The organism is Pseudomonadota bacterium, from assembly GCA_026388215.1.
Taxonomy (GTDB): Bacteria; Desulfobacterota; Syntrophorhabdia; order Syntrophorhabdales; family Syntrophorhabdaceae; genus JAPLKF01.
In genome coordinates, this window is record JAPLKF010000015.1 from 1 (window position 1) to 16520 (window position 16520).

17 protein-coding genes are annotated in these 16520 nt (G+C 41.9%); 15 read left to right on the forward strand and 2 right to left on the reverse strand.

Features of this window, described 5'->3' with window-relative positions; all coding sequences use genetic code 11:
* From NTU69_01215 to NTU69_01240, 6 genes are all read left to right on the forward strand, one after another.
* Window positions 1-2647 (forward strand): N-6 DNA methylase (locus tag NTU69_01215; GenBank protein ID MCX5802148.1); only part of this gene is annotated, 2647 nt, incomplete at its 5' end.
* Window positions 2648-2757: 110 nt separating this feature from the next.
* On the forward strand, window positions 2758-2946 hold the full coding sequence (locus tag NTU69_01220; GenBank protein ID MCX5802149.1) for a MoaD/ThiS family protein: 189 nt from the start codon (window positions 2758-2760) through the stop codon (window positions 2944-2946).
* A complete protein-coding gene (locus NTU69_01225) occupies window positions 2943-3551 on the forward strand; it encodes a hypothetical protein (GenBank protein ID MCX5802150.1) in 609 nt (202 codons plus the stop codon). The genes NTU69_01220 and NTU69_01225 overlap by 4 nt, the downstream gene beginning before the upstream one ends.
* Before the next feature lie 14 nt (window positions 3552-3565).
* Window positions 3566-3787: a hypothetical protein gene (locus tag NTU69_01230; GenBank protein MCX5802151.1), complete on the forward strand. Its 222-nt coding sequence runs from the start codon at window positions 3566-3568 to the stop codon at window positions 3785-3787.
* Window positions 3788-3828: 41 nt separating this feature from the next.
* Window positions 3829-5190, forward strand: a complete 1362-nt coding sequence (locus NTU69_01235; GenBank protein MCX5802152.1) for a diguanylate cyclase — start codon at window positions 3829-3831, stop codon at window positions 5188-5190.
* A gap of 20 nt (window positions 5191-5210) precedes the next feature.
* Window positions 5211-6242, forward strand: coding sequence for a rod shape-determining protein (locus NTU69_01240; GenBank protein MCX5802153.1), 1032 nt, complete (start codon window positions 5211-5213; stop codon window positions 6240-6242).
* Window positions 6243-6298: 56 nt separating this feature from the next.
* Here NTU69_01240 and NTU69_01245 read toward each other — a convergent pair whose 3' ends face one another.
* Window positions 6299-8287 (reverse strand): ATP-dependent helicase, encoded by a 1989-nt coding sequence (locus tag NTU69_01245; protein ID MCX5802154.1) that lies wholly within the window; start codon window positions 8285-8287, stop codon window positions 6299-6301.
* A 456-nt stretch (window positions 8288-8743) separates the two neighbouring features.
* Between NTU69_01245 and NTU69_01250 the strand changes: the two genes are divergently transcribed.
* From NTU69_01250 to NTU69_01265, 4 genes are all read left to right on the forward strand, one after another.
* The gene (locus NTU69_01250; GenBank protein ID MCX5802155.1) at window positions 8744-9040 is read left to right on the forward strand and encodes a hypothetical protein; all 297 of its coding nucleotides are present in this window, start codon (window positions 8744-8746) and stop codon (window positions 9038-9040) included.
* Window positions 9041-9175: 135 nt separating this feature from the next.
* The gene (locus tag NTU69_01255) at window positions 9176-9577 is read left to right on the forward strand and encodes a DUF948 domain-containing protein (GenBank protein ID MCX5802156.1); all 402 of its coding nucleotides are present in this window, start codon (window positions 9176-9178) and stop codon (window positions 9575-9577) included.
* 17 nt (window positions 9578-9594) lie between these two features.
* Window positions 9595-9903 (forward strand): YtxH domain-containing protein, encoded by a 309-nt coding sequence (locus NTU69_01260; GenBank protein ID MCX5802157.1) that lies wholly within the window; start codon window positions 9595-9597, stop codon window positions 9901-9903.
* 95 nt (window positions 9904-9998) lie between these two features.
* Window positions 9999-11054, forward strand: coding sequence for an AI-2E family transporter (locus NTU69_01265; protein MCX5802158.1), 1056 nt, complete (start codon window positions 9999-10001; stop codon window positions 11052-11054).
* 1 nt (window position 11055) lies between these two features.
* Here the strand turns inward: NTU69_01265 and NTU69_01270 are convergent, their stop codons facing one another.
* Window positions 11056-11742: a Crp/Fnr family transcriptional regulator gene (locus tag NTU69_01270; protein MCX5802159.1), complete on the reverse strand. Its 687-nt coding sequence runs from the start codon at window positions 11740-11742 to the stop codon at window positions 11056-11058.
* 181 nt (window positions 11743-11923) lie between these two features.
* Here NTU69_01270 and purE point away from each other — a divergent pair, with 181 nt between their 5' ends.
* From purE to NTU69_01295, 5 genes are all read left to right on the forward strand, one after another.
* Entirely contained in the window at window positions 11924-12424 is a 501-nt protein-coding gene (gene purE, locus NTU69_01275) for a 5-(carboxyamino)imidazole ribonucleotide mutase (GenBank protein MCX5802160.1), read from the forward strand.
* Window positions 12425-12458: 34 nt separating this feature from the next.
* Window positions 12459-13436, forward strand: coding sequence for a P1 family peptidase (locus NTU69_01280; GenBank protein ID MCX5802161.1), 978 nt, complete (start codon window positions 12459-12461; stop codon window positions 13434-13436).
* Between the two features lie 22 nt (window positions 13437-13458).
* Window positions 13459-14232, forward strand: coding sequence for an NAD-dependent deacylase (locus NTU69_01285; GenBank protein ID MCX5802162.1), 774 nt, complete (start codon window positions 13459-13461; stop codon window positions 14230-14232).
* A gap of 16 nt (window positions 14233-14248) precedes the next feature.
* The gene (locus tag NTU69_01290; GenBank protein ID MCX5802163.1) at window positions 14249-15304 is read left to right on the forward strand and encodes a mannose-1-phosphate guanylyltransferase; all 1056 of its coding nucleotides are present in this window, start codon (window positions 14249-14251) and stop codon (window positions 15302-15304) included.
* Between the two features lie 36 nt (window positions 15305-15340).
* On the forward strand, window positions 15341-16520 hold a 1180-nt coding region (locus NTU69_01295), incomplete at its 3' end, for a YifB family Mg chelatase-like AAA ATPase (protein ID MCX5802164.1).

Here is a 16520-nt window from a genome sequence, read left to right on the forward strand (position 1 = left end):
GACGCGGTTTCTAAGAGACGAGGTCGTTGCTGAACAGTTAGTAGAAGAAGAAAAGTCGAAAAGTGGTTATATATTGGGTTTCTATGAGGCCTTCAAACAGTATTTGATAAATGACCTTTCAAAGAAGGATTTTGCCGACCTCTATTCACAGACCATCACATATGGGCTATTTGCTGCAAGAACACGCTCGGAAAATACGTTTAACAGGAAGCTTGCATACGATAAGATCCCTCAAACAATCGGCATCTTGAGGGAGATCTTCAGTTTCATCTCCCTTGGTGATGTACCACAGCAAATGGAATGGACCATTGATGATATCTCTGAGGTCCTGGCTGTTGCCGATGTCAATGCGATACTTCATAAATATTTTCATGAAGGCAAGGGGAAAGACCCGATCGTCCATTTCTACGAAACCTTTTTGGCCGAATACGACCCTAAAACAAGGGAGAAGAGAGGGGTCTACTATACCCCTGAGCCGGTAGTTTCCTATATTGTCCGTTCCCTCCATCATATCCTGAAGGAACATTTCAACTGTCCTGATGGTTTTGCAAGCGACAAGGTTACTGTTTTAGACCCTGCCGCCGGAACGCTTACCTTTCTTGCCGAGGCAAGCAAACTGGCAGTTGAGGAGTTTACCTCCAGATACGGCACGGGCAAGAAGGAAGGCTTTATAAAAGAGCACATCCTCAAGAATTTCTATGCCTTTGAACTGATGATGGCGCCCTATGCAGTGGGACACCTTAAGATTTCCTTTCTCTTAGAAGAACTTGGCTACAGGCTTAAAGACGATGACAGGTTTAAACTCTACCTCACCAATACGCTCGAAATGGAGGAACTTCCGGAGACACAGCTTCCCGGCATGGTATCCTTATCCGAGGAATCCCATCTGGCGGGCAAGGTCAAAAAAGAGCAACCCATACTCGTAATCCTCGGCAATCCGCCGTATTCAGGCCATTCTGCAAATGTCGGAAAATGGATATCAAAGGAGATTAAGGTTTACTATCAGGTTGATGGGAAGCCTCTCGGAGAAAAAAACCCCAAATGGTTACAAGATGATTATGTGAAGTTTATCCGATTTGCACAATGGAAGATAGACCAGGCAGGGGAGGGGGTTTTAGGCTTTATTACGAATCACGGCTACCTTGACAATCCCACATTCAGGGGGATGCGCCAGTCTTTAATGGATAGCTTTGATGAAATATACATCCTCGATCTTCACGGTAACAGCCTGAAAAAGGAAAAATGCCCTGACGGTTCTAAAGATGAAAACATCTTTGACATCATGCAGGGGGTAGCAATAGTTCTCCTTATAAAAGAGAGAGGCAAGGAGAGGACATGTACGGTATATCAATCGGAATGCTGGGGATTACGGGAAACAAAATATGAATGGCTTTTGAAAAACGATATAAAATCAACTCAATGGAAAAGACTTACGCCGAGGTCAGAGTTTTACCTCTTTACACCGAGAGAGGAGAGACTTTTAGAAAAATATGATAAATATTCTAAAATAACAGAAATATTCCCAGTAAATGGTGTTGGCATTACAACGGCAAGAGATTGCTTTGTCATAGATAGAGATAAGAACGCCCTTCTAAACAGAATACGTCTTTTCAAGGGTAGCAAATACTCCGATGATGATCTTCACTTATCTTTTAACATTAACAAGAAGAAAGGTTGGAGTATAAGAAAGGCATGGAATATGCTCCAGTCAATTGTTGATTCAGATTTAGATAGCTATATCTTGCCGGTTTTATATCGTCCATTTGATGTACAATGGATTTTTTATCATGATGCGGTGGTATGGAGAACAGTAAAGAAAGTAATGCGGCATATGATGCATGAAAACATTGGTTTGATTACCAATCGACAGGTAAATGGTGAATTCAGGCATGCACTTTGTTCAAATATGATTATCAATGACTGTACTGTGTCATTGGAAACAAGAGAAAGGTCGTACTCATTCCCTCTCTATCTTTACCCCGACACAGACAAAAAAGAGACGGGCATCCCAAATAAGAAGAGGTCTTTCGGTAGTACAATGATGCTCTTTGAACAGAAGGGTGATTACAGTGTAAAAAAACCGAATATCTCCCCGCAACTGATCGAACAATTAAAAGCCCGTTATAAGCGCGCACCTGCACCGGAGGAGATTTTCTATTACATCTACGCCATCCTTTATTCGAATATCTACCGCACAAAATATGCCGAATTCTTAAAGATAGATTTCCCGAGGATTCCCTTTACCGGGGATTACAAACTATTCGGCAAGATGGCCGGATACGGGAAGAAACTTGTTGGCCTCCATCTCCTTAAGACTCAGGAGCTTGACCATCCTGCTACTAAATACCAGGGAAAGGGCAATGACAGGGTTGAGAAATTAATCTATGACGGCAAAGAAGACCGGGTCTACATCAACGAGACCCAGTATTTTGAAGGGATTGCTGAAGAGACCTGGCAGTACCATATAGGCGGCTATCAGGTATTAAGTAAATGGCTTAAGGACAGGAAGGGAAGGGTGCTTACCCTCGATGACACAAAGCATTACTCCAAAGTCGCCACATCCCTTAAGATGACCATAGAGTTGCAAGGGTCGATTGATGAACTTTACTCTGAGATAGAAAAGGAAACCATAGAGTTTAAAAGTTAATGACAATCATTTAGTGTGTTATCTTGCTCATTGGCTGACAGTTGATAGCTAAGCGCTGACAGTCTTTCCTACCTTTTGACAACATCCCCCCATTGTGCTATCTAATACCAATGAAAGTTGAACTGGATGGTAAGGTACATGAGTTTCAAAAACCGATGACAGTTTCAAAGTTGCTTGAGCAACTCTCGTTGAGCAGAGAAACCCACCTTGTGATTGTAAATGACAGACTTGTTACGGAGGATTACAGGTTGGGGAAGGATGATAATATAAAATTTATAAGGGTGGTATCTGGCGGGTGAAGTGCAGGGTTTGTGGAGAGACTGCGAGCATCAGTTTAAAAGCCTACAATACAGCCTTATGTGCAGAAGATTTTCTCGCCTTTTTAGAAAAAAGGGTCTTTAACACCATCCAGAAATATCATTTGATTGAAAAGGGAGACATGCCAATTGTTGCTGTATCAGGCGGCAAGGACAGCCTTTCCCTCTGGTATATGATGAACAAATCAGGTTATGGCGCTGACGGTATTTACATTGACCTGGGCATAGATAACTATTCTGATGCCTCTTTTAATAAGGTAAAACTCATGGCTGATACAGTGGGAAGAAAGGTTTATGCATTCCATGTCCGTGATGTTCTCAAAAAAGGCATAGATGAGTTTGCAAAGAGTATCAGAAGGCCGCCATGTTCTGCCTGTGGCATGATTAAACGCTACGTAATGAACAGGGTATGTATGGATAAAGGCTATAATGTCCTTGTAACGGGGCATAACCTCGATGATGAAGCCTCTGCGCTCCTTGGGAATCTCCTGTACTGGAAGGAAGAATACCTGTGGAAGAAGAATATAGAACTTAAGGGAAGGGAAGGGCATCTCTCGAAAAATACGAGGAGTGTCCATTCTCTGTAGATGCAAAATCCCTTGTGTATAAAAGTATCCTCAACAAGCTGGAGGAATCCTCCCCGGGGACTAAAATCCAGTTTGTAAAGGGTTATTTAAAGATGGTGAAAGAAGGCGAAAGAGAAATTAGTTATTGCGTAAACTGCGGCTATCCATCGTACGGGGAGAAATGCAACATGTGCAGGATACTCGAGAGGTTTGGAATTAAAAATAGTATAATACAGTTTGAAGAGTATAATGCTTAAGTAACCTTGACAGCTGTAAAGAGATGGTGACATAATTCCTTATGGGCATGGTAGACAGCTTTTCACAACTCATCTTCAATATTTATGAGGCATTTACGGTTGCTCTATTTGTAAAGGATGGTGAGAACCTGAAATGTCTTTCTTCTGTAACATTCGCAAATAGTTTTGATAAGAGTAGAGGTATACCGATTGAAGGGACACTCCCTGGATGGGTGATAAAACATAATGAACCCCTTATCATACCGAATTTTGACAAAGAGGAGGATACACTCGGTTATTATGGAACTACTGAGGGGATTAAGTCCTTCATGGGATACCCCATGGAGGGTGATGGTGTAATCGTTGTTGACAGCAAGAGGAAGTGGGTATTTACGGATAAGGAAAAGAAGATCCTTGGAAATTTTGCTACTGTGATTCGTCAGGAGATTGAAAGGGAGAAGAGATACCAGGAAATAGACGAAAAGAATGAAGAACTATATGTTGAAAGAAGAATGATAAATCTTTTCAATGAGCTCAATCTGTCGAAGGTCTCAATTAATGAGATATTTAAAGAGGCCCTGAATCTTTCGGGTGCAGATTTTTGTTTTGTTGGCATGGAGAGAAACGGCAGGATGTTTGTCCATGAAGTATATGGAATCAGCGGCGATGAATATATAATGAAGGAATGCCCCCCGGGAAATAGCATTGCTTCCATAGTAATGGAAGGAGGAAGAGAACTCTTACTCCCTTACAATAGTGGATACTTAAGGGAGAAGCCCCTGTTCTTCCAGGGGGAAGCGATAAAGGCGAGACAGTTCTTTGGATTTCCACTCATAACAGGGGATGTACCCCTTGGAGCCGTTGGTTTTGTTTCGTTATCCGAGCTCCGCTTAAAGGAACAGTCTATAGGGGTTTTGAGGGATATTTCTACCTTCTTATCCCTTTATTATACCTTCCTGTGGATGAAGGAGAATCTCGAGAAATTAAAAGATTTTGAGCCTGTCACCGGCTCTATCCAGTTTCCGAGTTTTCTCGGGATAGTGGAAAAGATTATTAAAAAGGGTGACAGATTTTCCCTCTTATCGGTTAAACTATCTGACCTCAAAGTGTATAATAAGAGAATGGGGTATGAATTTACGAACAGTCTTTTAAAAAAGGTCTTTCAGATTATCAGGTATTGTGTGGGTAATAATGCCCTCATCGCAAGGAAAGGGGGCGGCCATTTCTATGTGCTATTCAGGGGTAGTGAAATGGTGGAAATCAAGAATGTTCTGAAGGTTTTGAATTACACAATCAGTAAGGGTATATCAGAGGATAAGACGTTAGACAGGAGCGCTACCGTAGAATCAGGGATGTCAAGTTTTCCGGAGGATGGTAAGAGCCTCTGGGAACTTTTGGATAAGGCAGAAGAGAAAATAAAATAAGTGAACTGTAAGGAGGATGCATGGGTTTTTTAAAGAGATTATTCAGTTTTTTTTCCACACATTTTGCTATGGACCTTGGCACTGCAAATACACTGATATACATGAAGGGTGAGGGCATCATCCTTAATGAACCATCGGTGGTGGCCATTGAGACCAATACCGGAAAGCTCATTGCAGTTGGAAAAGAGGCAAAAGAATACATCGGGAGAACGCCTCCGAATATAAGTGCAATAAGACCACTGAAGGATGGGGTAATTGCAGATTTTGATGTAACAAAGGCAATGATAAAGCATTTTTTATCACTCGTTAAAAGGGACAGAAAGGTTTCGAATCCGAAGATGGTTGTCGGGGTGCCCTCAGGGATTACACAGGTTGAGAAGAAGGCAGTGGTAGATGCATGCTTTCAGGTGGGTATAAGAGAGGTATATCTTATAGAGGAACCGATGGCCGCTGCAATCGGTGCAGAATTGCCCATAGAACTTCCAAGGGGAAACATGGTTGTAGACATAGGGGGAGGAACAACAGAGGTTGCAATCATCAGTCTTTCTGCAATCGCATATAGTGAATCCCTGAGGGTTGCAGGTGATGAGATGGATGAATCCATAGTGAGATACCTGCAAAAGAAATACCAGATGGCTATCGGGATAATTGCAGCAGAAAAGATCAAGATAGAAGGTGCCTCTGTGTATCCAGACGACTCCCGGAATGATTATATAAGTATCGTGGGGAAGGACCTGGTAACCGGTATACCGAAGACTATAAAGATAACGAAGGATGAAATCAGAGAAGCAATAGAAGAACCGGTATCTGCAATAATAGATTCCATAATGAGGGCGCTGGAGAAGCTGCCCCCCGAGTTTGTTTCAGATTTGAGCGAATCAGGTATGACACTGACAGGCGGTGGTGCCCTCCTCAACGGGCTTGACCAGAGGATAGAGGCAGAGACAGGTATAAAGGTTCATCGGGCGGACGACCCCCTAATATCGGTTACTCTTGGTGGTGGGAAAGCGCTTGAGGATATGAACAAATATAAGAGGGTGTTTATTAATTAAACAAAAAGGGTTCAAGGATACAAATCCTCGAATCCTTGACCCCTTGACCCCTGTTATTAGTCCCAATAATCAGAAACCTGCCACTCTTCGTAGTTGGTGTGTTTAAGCTCAGCAATGAATCTTGAAGGTTTAAGTATAACGTGACCCACCTGCTTGTCAAAGGTTAGTAGTGGATAACACAAATACAGTTCATCCATCGCACGGGTTGTTGCAACATAGAATAACCTTCTCTCCTCTTCAAGCCCGCCCTCTTCTATGGACTTTGGATTTGGGAATCTCCCTTCAGCACACCATATTAAAAATACTACCTTCCACTCAAGCCCTTTTGCCTGGTGTATCGTGCTCAGGATAACCCTTTCATCCTCCCTGTCAGCCGCAACAATCTCTTCCCCGCTTATGCCGCTCATCAGGGATAATTCGCTTAAAAAGGTTTCCAATGAGCTGTATTGTGTGGAGAAGTTCATCAGCTGGCCGATGTCTTCGAGTCTTGCATCATAGTTTGGGTAGTTATACTTCAGATATTCTGTGTAACCGTGTTTCAATACTGCAGAAATCATATCGGATGGTGCTTCCTGTGCCTGTAAACTTGTGAGTTCACTAAATAATTTTGACCATATCTCGATATTCTCTTTGTGTATGTTTTTAAATGCATCGGCTATCTTCTTTGAGGTGAATAAATCAACAGGATTGCTGTATGTTTTTATGTACTCGTAAATATGTTCTGCTGTTCTCTTCCCAATCCTCGGAAATAACTTCAGCATCCTTTTCCATGAGATTTCATCGTAGGGATTCACCATCAACCTCAGGAAGGCAACCACATCTTTTATGTGGGCCTGTTCAAAAAAACGGAGTCCGCTCCTTATCTCGAATGGTATGTCCCTGCGGGTAAACTCCATCTGCAACTCCATACAGTGGTAGTGGGCCCTATAGAGAATTGCTATATGGTTAAGGGGTATGCCTTCATCCCTCAACTCTAAAACCCTCTGGGCTACAAATTCTGCCTGTTGCATTACATCCCTTGAGGGTGCAATAATTGGAACATCTCCGCTTTTTTTGATACTCCTTAGTACCTTTAAGAATTGTTCTTTGTTTTTGGATATAGAGTTATTTGCAAGCTCTAATATTTCAGGTGTGCTTCTGTAGTTGGTCTCAAGTTTGAATATATTCGTCTCCTCGTATTTTTTTGGAAAATTTAGGATATTCTGGAAGTTTGCCCCCCGGAAGGAATAGATGCTCTGTGCATCATCACCCACCACCATCACATTTCTGTTTATAAGGCCTACAAAATCAACAATATCTGCCTGTATCTTGTTTGTATCCTGGTATTCATCCACCAGGATATGGGAAAAGGTTACTGCGTAAAATTTTCTCAATTCCTCATGTTCTGCAAGTATTTTGTGCCAGTAATAGAGCAGGTCATCAAAATCCATTACATTTGTTGCTACCTTCTTTTTCATGTATTGTTTCTGGACTGCTGAAATCTCGTCAATAATATCGAAGAAATAGGGTGCCCTTTCTTTCATGGATTCCTCAAGGTCCTTCATTGTGTTTATCGAGTAGCTGAATAACTCTTTTAATATTGCACCTTTCGGGAATCTTCTTGCCTTTCTATCTATCTTTGACTCCTTAATCACCGATTCAATGAGATCCTTGGCATCTTCATTGTCGAGGATTGAGAAGTTTCTCTTAAAACCGACAAGGTCGCTGTGCTGTCTCAAAATCATATTACCTATGTGGTGGAATGTCCCGCCCCACATGTATCGTGTGTCTATCTTTAAGAGATGCTCAACCCTGTGGAGCATCTCACGGGCCGCTTTGTTTGTGAAGGTGAGCAGCAGTATGCTGTTTGGGGATAGACCCTTTTCTAAAAGTCTTGCAACCCTGTATGTAACAACCCTTGTTTTGCCACTTCCGGCCCCTGCAATAACAAGTATTGGGCCATCTCCGGACATTACTACCCTTAACTGTTCTTCATTTAACTCCTTTTCATATTCTATGAGGGTCTTTTTTGGAGAGATATCCCTGTGGAGTGTGTATTTTTTCATCGGGTTAAATTATGCGTTATGTGGCACCCCATGTCAAGGAAGGATTCCGATGCCACTTCGCTCTCAAACAATAAATTATGGCATTCATGAAAAAAATTCCTTCGCACTCCGCACTACATTCCAGACCATCACCCGCAAGCGGGTACCCGAACATTCATTCCACTAAAATGCACAAACTTGCCCCTTTCAGTGGCTTCGGACATGTCCATTTTCCCTTCGGGACCTTCCAACCTTTTCGGGGTACCCGTCACAGAAAGACGGGTCGCCCCTGTCATGTTGCTCAACTTCGTTCGCAATGAAACCGTACCGTGATGTCGTGCTTCAGGAACATTTTTCATGAGTCTTTGATGACGAAGCAGCATGAGTAAGAAAGACACAATCAATATACTGCTTTACATTTATTTCAACCTGGCTATAATTATAGGACGAAGCTTCTTACAGGAGGTGATTTAAGGCATGAAACCTGTTATTGGGTTTTTGCAATTTTTTTCGGATAAAGATTTTTCTGTTCCCCTCTGGGAAGTCATTCTCCTTGTATTGATAAATTCTATATGTCTCTTGTTAGGCAGACACAGGTTGGGGCTCATTGTGTCTTACCTTTTTGTCTTTTACTGGGGATTTATATTTAATAGTACCTATTTCGTAAATATGATGGGCTATTTTGCCTGGGGATTATACATCTATGTCATATCGGGTCTGGTGATGGCTATTATTTTTCTTATTAGTTTTTTTGTAAAAACCAGAATCAGTTAACCCATTTGGATTTAGGGCTGTAAAGTGCTTGACACTGTTCGGATAACTCTGATAGGATTTTGTTGAAGAAGTATTTTAACTGAGAACCTTTCTTGTTTTTAGAAAAAAGGGTGGTTATATTTAAATGGAGGCAAAATGAATACTATCTTTTTCGGTATTATAACCCTCGCAGTTGTTGCAGCGGTGTGTGGTTTTATTTATATTATCCTTGAGCTAAAAGCTGCAATAATGAGATTGAGGGAATTTCTGAGCACAGCAGAAAACTCTTTAAAGACAACAGAGGAATCCCTGAAGCCAACACTTGAGGAAATTCAGCAGACTCTAAAAAGTGTGAGAAATGTAACGGACAATATTACGACTGTGACAGAGGATGTGAAGATGCTTTCAGGTTCTATAAGGGAAGTAGGTGAAAATGTTAGGCATACGAGTGAAATCCTGCAGGATATTACCTCTCATGTATCAGGTTTGAGGGCAGGTGTTAAGGCAGCTTTTGGGTATCTGTTTAAAAGTCTTTTATTAAAGGGTAAAAAAACTTAATAAAGAGGAGGTAACATATGGCACAAGAAGAAAGTGGTTTCAGTGCGAGCTCTATGCTTCTTGCATTCCTGTTTGGGGGAGTCGTTGGCGCGGGTGTTGCGCTATTGGTTGCGCCTAAAACAGGGCAGGAAACAAGAAGGATGATTAAAGACCTGACAGAAGATGCAAAGGGAAAGGCAGAGAGCTATATTGAACAGGCAAAGGAAAAGGCGGAGTCTGCTGTAGAAAAGGGAAAGGATTTTTTAGAAAAGGAAAAGTCAATTATAACCTCAGCCGTTGAGGCAGGCAAGGAGGCATACGAGAAGGAAAAGAAGAAACTCGTATAAGGTTTAGAATATATAAATATAAGATAGATAAGATAGAAATTTCACCAAGGGCCTAAGAGAAGTTTCTTTTTTAGGAAAGTTCTTTTTGAATAAACATGTCGAATAATAGATTTTACTTGATTGTACTGGTATCCCTCGTATTACTCCTTGGTTATTTAAGCTACCAGATATTAAAACCCTTTTTGTCTCCCATAGCATGGGCTATTGTTCTGTCTATGGTGTTCTATCCGCTCTATGTCTTTATCCTCAGGTTTATAAAATGGAAATCTTTAGCATCATTCATAACCCTCTGTGTCATACTCTTGATCCTTCTTGGTCCTTTTTCCTACTTGTCATATCTTTTGAGTCAGGAATTGAAATCCCTGGTGGATTCCATAGAAGCTGGAAGGCTTGTCCCCATGAAAGATCTTTTACAGCACCCGGGTATAAAGGTGATTATCAATAAGATATTGTCGATATTTAATTTAACTGAGGCAGAACTCCAAAAGACGATTGTTGATAATATTACAAGGTTGGGAAAGGAATCCGTTAATATCGTTACGAGTGGCCTGGGCAATGTTGCATTGGCTGCATTGGACTTTATTCTTATGATTCTCTCTATCTTTTTTCTCCTTGAAGATGGGCCTGAATTTCTGGAAAAAATTGGTAACTATATGCCCTTTTCAAAAAGACAGAGAGATAAGCTGATTAAACAGATAAAGGATATTATCATATCAACAATTTATGGTGGGGTAACGGTGGCGATTGTTCAGGGGGTCATCGGGGGGATTGCCTTTTCTATACTGGGAATACCGTCGCCTGTTGTCTGGGGGCTTTCAATATTTATTACCTCTTTTATACCGATAGTCGGTACATTTGTAATATGGGGACCGGCAGTAGGCTATCTTTTCTTGCAGGGCTCGGTGTTAAAGGGGATAATCCTTATCCTTATCGGTGTGTTTGGAATAAGTGCAGTCGATAACATTTTGAGACCCCTTATCATTCGCGGGAGGATAAAGATGCCAACCCTTGTTATCTTTTTCAGCATTCTGGGGGGGATAAAATTGTTTGGATTCATAGGATTTATCATGGGGCCGCTTATACTGGCACTTTTTGTTTCAGTTGTTGAGATATTGAGATACACAGAAGAAGAAAAGAAAATGGAAATATAAACTATAGCAGGAATTTTTCCCCTGAGGCGAGATCTTTTAAGGCCTTCCTGTCCAATAATTTTATTTTGCGTCCCTGAACCTGTATGAATCCCTGGCTCGCCATTTTGCTTAAGATGCGTGATAATGTTTCGGGGATAGTCCCCAAAAGGCTTGCCAGCTGACCTTTCAGGATTTCTAATTCCACATTATTCGGTTCATTTTTGCTTTCGCTGAGGTAAAGGAGGTAAGCCGCAAGTCTTTGAGGAACTTCCTTGAGCGAAAGGTCCTCAACAAGTCGGGTAAAATGTTTAAGGCGCAGAGATAGTATTGCCAGCATGTTCATTGTCAGGGACGGATCTCTTTTAATCAACTCCATAAAGGCCTTTCTTGGGAAAAAGATAACCTCACTCTCCTCTAATGTTTCGGCATAGGCTGGAAACGTCTCGCCTGCAAATACCGCAGCTTCGCCGAAGGGTTCGCCGGATTCAAAGATATGGAGAATCTGTTCCTTTCCTTCTGGAGAGAGCTTGAAGATTTTAATACGTCCTGAGAGTAAAACATAAAAGCCATTTGCCTCATCACCCTCAGAAAATACAGTCTGCCCGCGATTGAATGAGTGATTCAGAGCGATTTTTGATATCTCGACAATCTGTCTTTCCGGCAGTCCCTTGAAAAGCGGAATCTCTGTGATAAAATCTATTATTTCCATGTAGTCAGCCCTTATATATGAGCCCTTATAGCCATGCTTCTATATATTCTCAAAAAACATGTTGTAATGCAAATTATATCAAATCCTTTTTTGCTATGTTTATCTCTATAGAAAAAACAAATATTTTCATGTATGATTTAACTCTTGGGCTAATCAATCTTTATTATTTAAAGGAGCGTATATGGAAAAGCCAAAAGTCCTCATCCTTATTGGTAGTGATAGCGACCTCCCTATAATAGAAGATGGGTTGAAGTTTTTGAAAGAAATCGGGGTGTCTTTTAAACTGGATGTCTCGTCGGCACACCGTCATCCTGTCAAAACTATGAATTATGCCAAGAAGGCAAGGAAAGAGGGTTTTGAGGTTATAATAGCTGTAGCGGGTATGGCAGCTCACCTTCCAGGGGTTTTAGCATCCCATACAACATTACCGGTTATTGGTGTTCCTACCAGCAGTAAGGCATTGAACGGGATTGATGCCCTTTTGTCTATTGTCCAGATGCCAAAAGGAATACCTGTGGCTACGGTGGGTATTGATGCTTCAAGAAATGCAGCAATCCTTGCATGCGAGATACTCTCGATCAAGTACGACAGGATAATGGAAAAACTTAAAAAAATGAAAACAGATATGCAGAGGCTCAACGAGGAGAAGTCTATAAAGGTAAATAGTTATTTACAGGATTGACATTAAAATTTCCTTTTGATAAGGTTTTTCTATCATGTTAAATGCCATCACTGATATAAGAGGTATAAAGGTTGGTCATGCGTCTGACTATGTTGGGTATACTGGATGTACAGTTATCCTCTGCGAGGGGGGTGCAGTTTGTGGCCTGGATATAAGGGGGAGTGCATCCGGTACAAGACAGGTAGATGCATTGAATATAAGTCATATAGTAGAGGAGGTACATGCAATACTCCTGTGCGGTGGCAGTTCCTTTGGGCTTGATGCGGCAACCGGGGTCATGCGTTACCTCGAAGAGAAAGAGGTAGGGTTTGACGTAGGTATAATAAAGATTCCAATTGTCCCTACTGCTGTGATTTTTGACCTTTTTTTTGGTGATCCAAAGGCAAGACCAACATCAGATATGGGTTATAAGGCCTGTGTAAATGCAGGTGAACTGGTTGAAGAGGGGAGTGTAGGAGCAGGCGTGGGGGCAACAGTAGGGAAGCTTTTTGAAATAACGAGGGCTATGAAGGGCGGTGTTGGTACATGCAGTATTGTGATGCCCGATGGATTGAAGGTAGGTGCACTTGTAGTGGTAAATGCCTTTGGGGATATCATAGATAATATTACTGGAAAGATTATTGTGGGGTTAAGGACATCAGAGAAAAGTCTTGAGTTTGCAAACACGGTAGATTGCCTCAAAAAGGGTTTTGTGAAAAAACAATTTGGTCTCGTGAATACGACCCTTGCTGTGATAGCTACGAATGCCCGGTTTAATAAGAGGGATATAACAAAGGTTGCTCAGATGGCCCAGGGTGGATTGATAAAAACGATAAGTCCGGTTCATACAACCTTTGATGGAGACCTTGTTTTTGCCCTTTCAGCAGGTGAACTTGATTCAGACATTAATCAGGTAGGGGTGCTGGGTGACTTTGTAATAGCGGAGGCTATAAAAAGGGCAGTAAAAAAGGCAGATGGTTTTGGTATTATACCGGCCTTCAGGGATATCCATAAAGGCTGGAAGGTTCTCTGAGTAAGGCAGGGTGGATTTGTGGTTGTCATTTATAAAGATTTCCAGGGAGGATAATGAGGTGGATGATTATCAGAAGGTAGCGGAACTTGTTAAAGAAAAGGGATATGTGGTTGCATTTACAGGTTCAGGTATATCTGCAGATAGCGGTATTCCCACCTTTCGTGGTGGGCAGGGACTATGGGAAAAATATGACCCCATGGAGTATGCACATATACGGGCTTTTATTAGCAATCCTGAAAAGGTCTGGGTAATGCTCCGGGAAATGTCACAGGTTATTTTGAGTGCTAAGCCCAGCCCTGCACATCTTGTCCTGAGTGAATTAGAAACCAGGGGGTTTTTAAAGGCGGTTATTACGCAGAATGTTGATGGTCTCCACCATATTGCTGGTAACAACAATGTAATAGAATATCATGGCAATCACAGATGGCTTGTATGCATGGGTTGTTCAAAGAGGACTCCCCTCTCGCATGAGCTAATAGACGTTATTCCTTACCCGAGATGTGAAAAATGTAATGGTGTTTTGAAGCCTGACGTTGTATTTTTTGGGGAGGGCATACCAATGCTTGAGATGATAAGGGCGAATGAGGAGGCAAACAGGTGCAACATAATGTTTATAATCGGGACATCGGGGGTTGTATACCCTGCTGCAGAAATACCCTATATGGTGAAATCAAGGGGGGCAACGATTGTTGAAATAAACATTTCTCCGACACCTTTTACTTCATCCATATCGGATTACTTTTTTGAAGGAACTGCATCTCAGATATTGCCGAGGATCCTCGAGCAAATGGATTAAGCAGTGAGGTAATAACATGGAACATACATATTGTGTGATAATGGCAGGAGGAAGAGGGGAGAGGTTCTGGCCCTTAAGTACTGAACTTGTCCCTAAACCTTTCCTGAAGCTTGTAGGTGATAAAACCATGATTCAACTGACCGTTGAGAGGGCTCTCAGGATAGTACCGAGAGAGAGAATATTTATTATTCTGGGCAAAGCCCACACGGAGATAGCAAAGAAACAGCTTGAAGATTTACCTGATGAAAATTTTATCGTTGAACCGGAAGGGAAAGATACTGCCCCTTGTATAGGTTTTGCAGCAGTCTCACTCCTGAAAATAGATAGTAAGGCTATCATGGTTACTTTACCTGCTGACCATTACATACCTGACATGGATGGTTTTGCAAAAGTGATATCTCATGGGGTGAAGATTGCAAGGATTGGGGATTATCTTGTTACAGTTGGAATAAATCCAATAAGGCCGGAAACAGGATATGGTTATATTAATGCATATGAAAGGTTCGGTGTTTCAGGAGATGTGGAATGCTACAGGGTAAACAGGTTTGTTGAAAAACCGGATTTTAGCAGGGCAATGCAGTATATAGAGGAAGGGAATTATTACTGGAATAGTGGCATGTTTATCTGGCAGACAGATGCGGTCTTGAGAGGGATTGAAAGGCATATGCCAGACCTCTATGATGGACTTTTAAGGATTCAGGATGCGTTGGTTTCAAACGATAGAGAAGCGATAGGGGCAATTTATAAAAATCTTGCAAGAAGGTCTATAGATTATGGGCTTATGGAAAAGGCCGATAATGTATTAATGATCCCTTCTTATTTCAGGTGGGATGACATCGGGACATGGGCATCCCTTTTAAGGGTTCTGGAGGTTGATGAGCATGGAAACTACATAAAAGGGGATGCTATATGTTTTGATACGAGGAATTGCGTTATATATGGGGACGATCTGGTGGTGGGAACAATCGGTGTTTCCCATCTTGTCATTGTTGCGTCAAAAGATGGTATTCTCATCTGCGGCGTGGACAGGGCCCAGGAGGTGAGAAAGATAGTAAATAAGTTGTCCTCTTAGCATTTAGCAAGGGGTTATAAAATCGGGGGTTATAAGGTGATTTCTAAAGTTTTCACAGCGACCACTTATGGCATAGACGGCATAAAAATAGATGTGGAAGTCGATATATCCTTTGGATTACCCTCTTTTAATATTGTGGGATTGCCCGAAACCTCTGTGAAGGAGAGTAGAGAGAGAGTGAGGGCTGCGATAAAAAATGCTGGATTTGAGTTTCCAAACGACAGAATTACAATAAACCTTGCCCCGGCAGATGTGAGGAAGGAAGGCTCTTCTTTCGATCTGCCGATAGCTTTGGGCATACTTGCCTCCATGGGAATAATAAGGGAAGAGGCAATGAGAGATTACCTTATTGCAGGAGAACTCTCTCTCGATGGAAGGATAAAAGGTGTAAGAGGGATTTTGCCCATAACAATACTGGCAAGCAAAGATGGTATAAAAAATATCGTAGTGCCGTACGAGAATGGCAATGAAGCGTCAATAGTCAGGGATATAAAAATACATGGTGCAAGCCACCTCCTCGAGATTGTTCAATTCTTTAAGGGAGAGGCGGAATTGAAAGAATTTGGAGCACAAAGCAGGATATCTGAAGATAATATGAAGGACAATGGCTTGAACTTTTCAGATATAAAGGGACATATTCAGGCAAAGAGAGCGCTGGAGATTGCTGCGAGCGGGGGTCACAATGTATTGATGATTGGTCCTCCAGGGTCAGGTAAAACTATGCTTGCGAGAAGAATTCCCACTATACTACCACCACTGAATTATGAAGAGGCAATTGAGACAACGAAGATACATAGTATTGCCGGTCTTTTAAACGTCAACAGGTACCTTATGGTTGAAAGGCCATTCAGGTCGCCTCATCATACCATCTCAGATGCAGGATTAATTGGCGGTGGTCATGTTCCGAAGCCAGGAGAGATAAGCCTTGCCCATAATGGTGTGTTGTTTCTTGATGAGTTCCCGGAGTATAAGAGAAATGTTCTTGATGCCTTGCGGCAACCCCTTGAGGATGGGGATGTAACCATTTCGAGGGTTACGCATGCCATTACCTTTCCAGCAAGGTTTATGCTTGTTGCTGCCATGAACCCGTGTCCCTGCGGTTACTGGGGGGATCCAAGAAAATCATGCATCTGCAATGGTTCCCAGATTCACAGGTACAGATCAAGGATTTCCGGACCCCTGATTGACAGAATAGATATACACATTGAAGTACCTC

What these genes read in the sequence shown, in the direction of transcription:
- NTU69_01235 (MCX5802152.1), top strand. Translation starts at nt 3,829, where the DNA reads ATGGGCATGGTAGACAGCTTTTCACAACTCATCTTCAATATTTATGAG.
- NTU69_01290 (MCX5802163.1), top strand. Translation starts at nt 14,249, where the DNA reads ATGGAACATACATATTGTGTGATAATGGCAGGAGGAAGAGGGGAGAGG.
- NTU69_01220 (MCX5802149.1), top strand. Translation starts at nt 2,758, where the DNA reads ATGAAAGTTGAACTGGATGGTAAGGTACATGAGTTTCAAAAACCGATG.
- NTU69_01245 (MCX5802154.1), bottom strand. Translation starts at nt 8,287, where the DNA reads ATGAAAAAATACACACTCCACAGGGATATCTCTCCAAAAAAGACCCTC.
- purE (MCX5802160.1), top strand. Translation starts at nt 11,924, where the DNA reads ATGGAAAAGCCAAAAGTCCTCATCCTTATTGGTAGTGATAGCGACCTC.
- NTU69_01255 (MCX5802156.1), top strand. Translation starts at nt 9,176, where the DNA reads ATGAATACTATCTTTTTCGGTATTATAACCCTCGCAGTTGTTGCAGCG.
- NTU69_01265 (MCX5802158.1), top strand. Translation starts at nt 9,999, where the DNA reads ATGTCGAATAATAGATTTTACTTGATTGTACTGGTATCCCTCGTATTA.
- NTU69_01280 (MCX5802161.1), top strand. Translation starts at nt 12,459, where the DNA reads ATGTTAAATGCCATCACTGATATAAGAGGTATAAAGGTTGGTCATGCG.
- NTU69_01250 (MCX5802155.1), top strand. Translation starts at nt 8,744, where the DNA reads ATGAAACCTGTTATTGGGTTTTTGCAATTTTTTTCGGATAAAGATTTT.
- NTU69_01240 (MCX5802153.1), top strand. Translation starts at nt 5,211, where the DNA reads ATGGGTTTTTTAAAGAGATTATTCAGTTTTTTTTCCACACATTTTGCT.
- NTU69_01260 (MCX5802157.1), top strand. Translation starts at nt 9,595, where the DNA reads ATGGCACAAGAAGAAAGTGGTTTCAGTGCGAGCTCTATGCTTCTTGCA.
- NTU69_01270 (MCX5802159.1), bottom strand. Translation starts at nt 11,742, where the DNA reads ATGGAAATAATAGATTTTATCACAGAGATTCCGCTTTTCAAGGGACTG.